The organism is Sulfurovum sp. bin170 (genome assembly GCF_010892395.1).
GTDB lineage: Bacteria > Campylobacterota > Campylobacteria > Campylobacterales > Sulfurovaceae > UBA1140.
In genome coordinates, this window is record NZ_JAACKB010000083.1 from 1 (window position 1) to 3,984 (window position 3,984).

4 protein-coding genes are annotated in these 3,984 nt (G+C 33.8%); all 4 read left to right on the forward strand.

All coding sequences use genetic code 11. The annotated features are described in order from the left end of the window. Positions 1–73 precede the first annotated feature (73 nt). The 4 genes from hsrA to GSY74_RS01990 all read left to right on the forward strand — a co-directional run bounded on the left by hsrA (position 74) and on the right by GSY74_RS01990 (position 3,849). Complete coding sequence (hsrA, locus tag GSY74_RS01975; RefSeq protein WP_164663440.1) at positions 74–745, forward strand: homeostatic response regulator transcription factor HsrA; 672 nt, start codon at positions 74–76, stop codon at positions 743–745. After that, a complete protein-coding gene (locus GSY74_RS01980; protein WP_164663441.1) occupies positions 724–2,031 on the forward strand; it encodes a HAMP domain-containing sensor histidine kinase in 1,308 nt (435 codons plus the stop codon). Before hsrA ends, GSY74_RS01980 begins: the two co-directional genes overlap by 22 nt. Positions 2,032–2,098: 67 nt before the next feature. Then, on the forward strand, positions 2,099–2,350 hold the full coding sequence (locus GSY74_RS01985) for a YfhL family 4Fe-4S dicluster ferredoxin (protein ID WP_164663442.1): 252 nt from the start codon (positions 2,099–2,101) through the stop codon (positions 2,348–2,350). Between the two features lie 8 nt (positions 2,351–2,358). Then, on the forward strand, positions 2,359–3,849 hold the full coding sequence (locus tag GSY74_RS01990) for a Ppx/GppA phosphatase family protein (RefSeq protein WP_164663443.1): 1,491 nt from the start codon (positions 2,359–2,361) through the stop codon (positions 3,847–3,849). The last annotated feature ends 135 nt before the right edge of the window (positions 3,850–3,984 follow it).

Genomic DNA, 3,984 nt, shown 5'->3' on the forward strand with positions numbered 1-3,984 from the left:
TAAAAAAACTTTAAACTATAATCTTTTTGTGTTATAATATTAAAAAAATATTAAAGTAGGAGTTTTAAATAAAATGAGAATATTAATTATAGAAGATGAAGTAACATTAAGCAAGACACTGTCAGACGGACTAAAAGAGTTTGGTTTCCAAAATGATGTAGCGGCAAACATCAAAGATGGTGAGTATTTTTTAGGAATTAGAAATTATGATTTGGTACTACTTGATTGGATGTTACCAGATGGTAATGGAATTGATATTATTGTTAAATTAAAAGAAAAATCACCAAAAACATCTGTTATAATACTTTCCGCAAGAGATGACAGAGAGAGTGAGATAGAGGCACTTAGAGCAGGAGCTGATGACTTTATTAGAAAGCCATTTGATTTTGAAGTATTGACAACTCGAATCGAAGCAAAACTTCGTTTTGGTGGTTCAAATATTATTGAGGTAGATAATCTAGTAATCAATCCTGAAGAGGAGAGAATTATCTATGATGGTGTGGAGATAGAGTTAAAAGGTAAACCTTTTGAAGTACTAACTCACCTAGCGATGCATAAAGACCAAATCGTCTCAAAAGAGCAACTGCTAGATGCTATTTGGGAAGAGCCTGAATTAGTTACTCCAAATGTCATTGAGGTTGCAATAAACCAAATAAGACAGAAGATGGATAAACCACTAAACATTACAACCATTGAGACTGTCCGAAGAAGAGGGTATAGATTTTGCTTTCCAAAAGGAGCTTAGGGAGTGGATTTTTCTTAGAGGTTGCTGTTTTTATAACAGCAATACTCATAGCTGTTGTACTATTTATATCGTTCTACTTCTCCCTATATTTACATGAAAATATAAAAAAAGATATTAATAAACAAGCTAACCTTATTCTCGACAACTACTCAGGTCAGGATGAATTTTCTAAAGATTTCAATCCACTTTATCTAAATAAAATTTATAAAATTGATGTCACTATTACCTCTAAGAGCCAAAAAGAGGGTCTTAAACATATACAAAAAGGTCATCATAATTTTTTAATACTTACAAAAAAAAGTCTAAAATCAGAACAGTTTATTATAATTAAAAAAGATATTACAGAAGAGAAAAAACTACTCTCTAATATGTATTTAACTATGTTAGCTGTAATTATTATAGCACTTTTACTTATAGTCTACTACGCATCTCAACTCTCAGCACGAATCATACAACCTCTTCGTAAACTAACATATAAGTTTAGCAATATGAATGAGAGTCTTTTACGACCTATTATAACAAGTGAACTTCCTCAAGAATTTTCACAGTTAGGAGATGCTTTTAACAGTCTAATCTCTAAAATAAAAACATCTATTAACTATAGAAAAGAGCTATTTGTAGGAACAGCACATGAGTTAAAAACTCCTCTTGCTGTCATGAGACTAAAAAACCAAATAACTATGATGAAGTATAAAAAAGATGAGAATCTAGATGAGACCATAAGAGAGACTCTACAGCAGAATATAGACTCTATAGATACCCTAAATAATATGATTCATAATATTTTGGAGTATGGTCGAGCAGAAGGTGGACAGTTTGAAGAGCCCAAAAGAATGAATATCATCCGTTTTATGGCACAAAAAGCTGAGGGGTATGAGCTGTTGGCACACTCGCAAAATAGAGACTTTATATATAATTTTGAAGTAGAGAGATTTATGGTAAATATACAACCTCTACTGTTTATGCAAATACTGCAAAACTTTATACAAAATGCTCTCCGTTTTTCACCAGATGGTGGAATGGTGACTCTATCTACTCGTACCGACAAAGATAATTTTATAATAGAGATTATGGATGAAGGTAAAGGAGTAGATGAAAATCAAGACTTTTTTGCACCATTTAAACGCTCTGTTGAATCAACAGGAGCAGGTTTGGGACTATTTATTGCTCAAAATGCAGCAGAGTCTATCGGTGTAATTATCAAATTAGAGAATAGAGAAGATGAGCAGGGTGCTATCGCAAGTATTAGATTTCCATTTAGCCGTTTTTTACATAATGAATATTAACATTTAAATTATTTCAAAGCTTTGATAAGATATAAACCTGTAAAAATTATAAGTGAGTAGATAAAATATGGCTTTAAAAATTTCAGATGAGTGTATAGCATGTGATGCTTGTAGAGATGAGTGTCCAAATGATGCAATAGAAGAGAATGACCCAATATATTTAATTGATACAGACAGGTGCACAGAGTGTGTGGGACACTATGATGAACCTCAATGTATTGCTGTCTGCCCTGTTGACTGTATTAAGTCAAATCCAGATGCCGTAGAGAGTATTGAAGAGCTAAAGTTTAAATTCTCTCAACTCCAATTAGAAGAGTAGACTCTTTTATGTCAGAAGCTACAGCGATTATCGACATAGGTTCCAACTCAGCAAGATTGGTTATATATCAAAGAAGTAGCCAGTATGGATTTCATCTTATCTGTGAAAAAAAATCCAAAGTTCGTATAGGTGAAGGTGCTTATGAAAAAGGTGGATACCTACAACCCATAGGCATACAACGAGCCTACTTCGCTCTAAAAGAGTTTATAAACACCATAAAACTATATCCCGTCACAAAGGTCATCTCTGTTGCCACATCAGCTCTAAGAGATGCTCCAAATGGTTCAGAGTTTACAGAGTGGATAAGAGATGAGCTTGGATTAGATATTGAGATTATAGATGGACAAAAAGAGGCACGATATGGAGCTATCGCTGCTCTTAATCTTCTCCCAATCACAGATGGTATTACTATAGATATAGGTGGAGGCTCTTCTGACTTAGCACTTATCAAAGAGTCTAAAATAGTCGATACCTACTCTCTAAATATCGGTACAGTAAGACTAAAAGAGCTTTTTTTTGACAAAGGTAAATCTCGAAAAGAGTCACAAAACTTTATAAGAGAAGAGCTTAAAAAACTTCCATCAACATTTAAACAGAGTCAAGCCATAGGAATAGGTGGTACTGCTAGAGCGTTGTCTAAAGCTATAATGAAAAATGAACTCTATCCTCTTGATAAAATTCACGCATTTAGCTACTCTGTAAAGAGTCAAAATGGATATTTTTCAGATATATCTTCTCTTGATAAGAGAATGTTATCCTATCTCAACCTTCCAAAAGCCCGTTTTGATACCATCCGTGAAGGGACACTTATATTTGGAGAGATTCTCAGCCATATAGGTGCAAAACAGGTTATCACCTCAGGAGTAGGCGTTAGAGAGGGGGTCTTTTTAGATGACTTTTTAAAAGATAACTCTCTGCTATTTCCCAAAAATATAAACCCAAGTATCAGAAGTATGCTCGATAGATTTGACACACCTCATGCTAGTGAAAAATCCAAAGAGTCTGCCACAAAACTTTTTAAACTATTTGTAGATAACAACTATATAGATAGCTCGTATCTAAAAAGCCTTATACACGCCATAGAGCTTACTCCTGTTGGCTATACATTTAACATATACAAATCATATCAACACGCATTCTATGTGACTATGCATGAGTTTAACTATGGTGTAGTACACAAAGAGATGATACTAGTAGCCATGCTACTGCGTTTTGGAGGAAAAGAGCTATACAGAAAAGAGATTTATAAAGAGTACCAAGAGCTACTTCCAAGTAAAAAAGAGTTCAAGATACTAAGTTTCATCCACTCCATATCCACTACTCTACACGAAAACTCTGCGACTAAATCTTTTGAATTTTCACTAGATAAAAAATCACTAACAATTCAAGCTAATGACTCACTCTATATGGTCAAAGAGAAGCTAGAGGAGATAGAGAGACCATCCAAACTAGAGCTTAATATCTTGGATAAACAAGAGATTCCTGCGTATCGTTTTTAGTTTGTTTCAAAACTCATTTGGAATCGGAGATTTTAGTCCAATGCCAATGAATTAAGGATTTAGACAAGGGAATCCCTTGTCTCTACTGTTTTGAAATTGAAATATTGTAGGGACAATGGCACTGCCTTGTCCTAA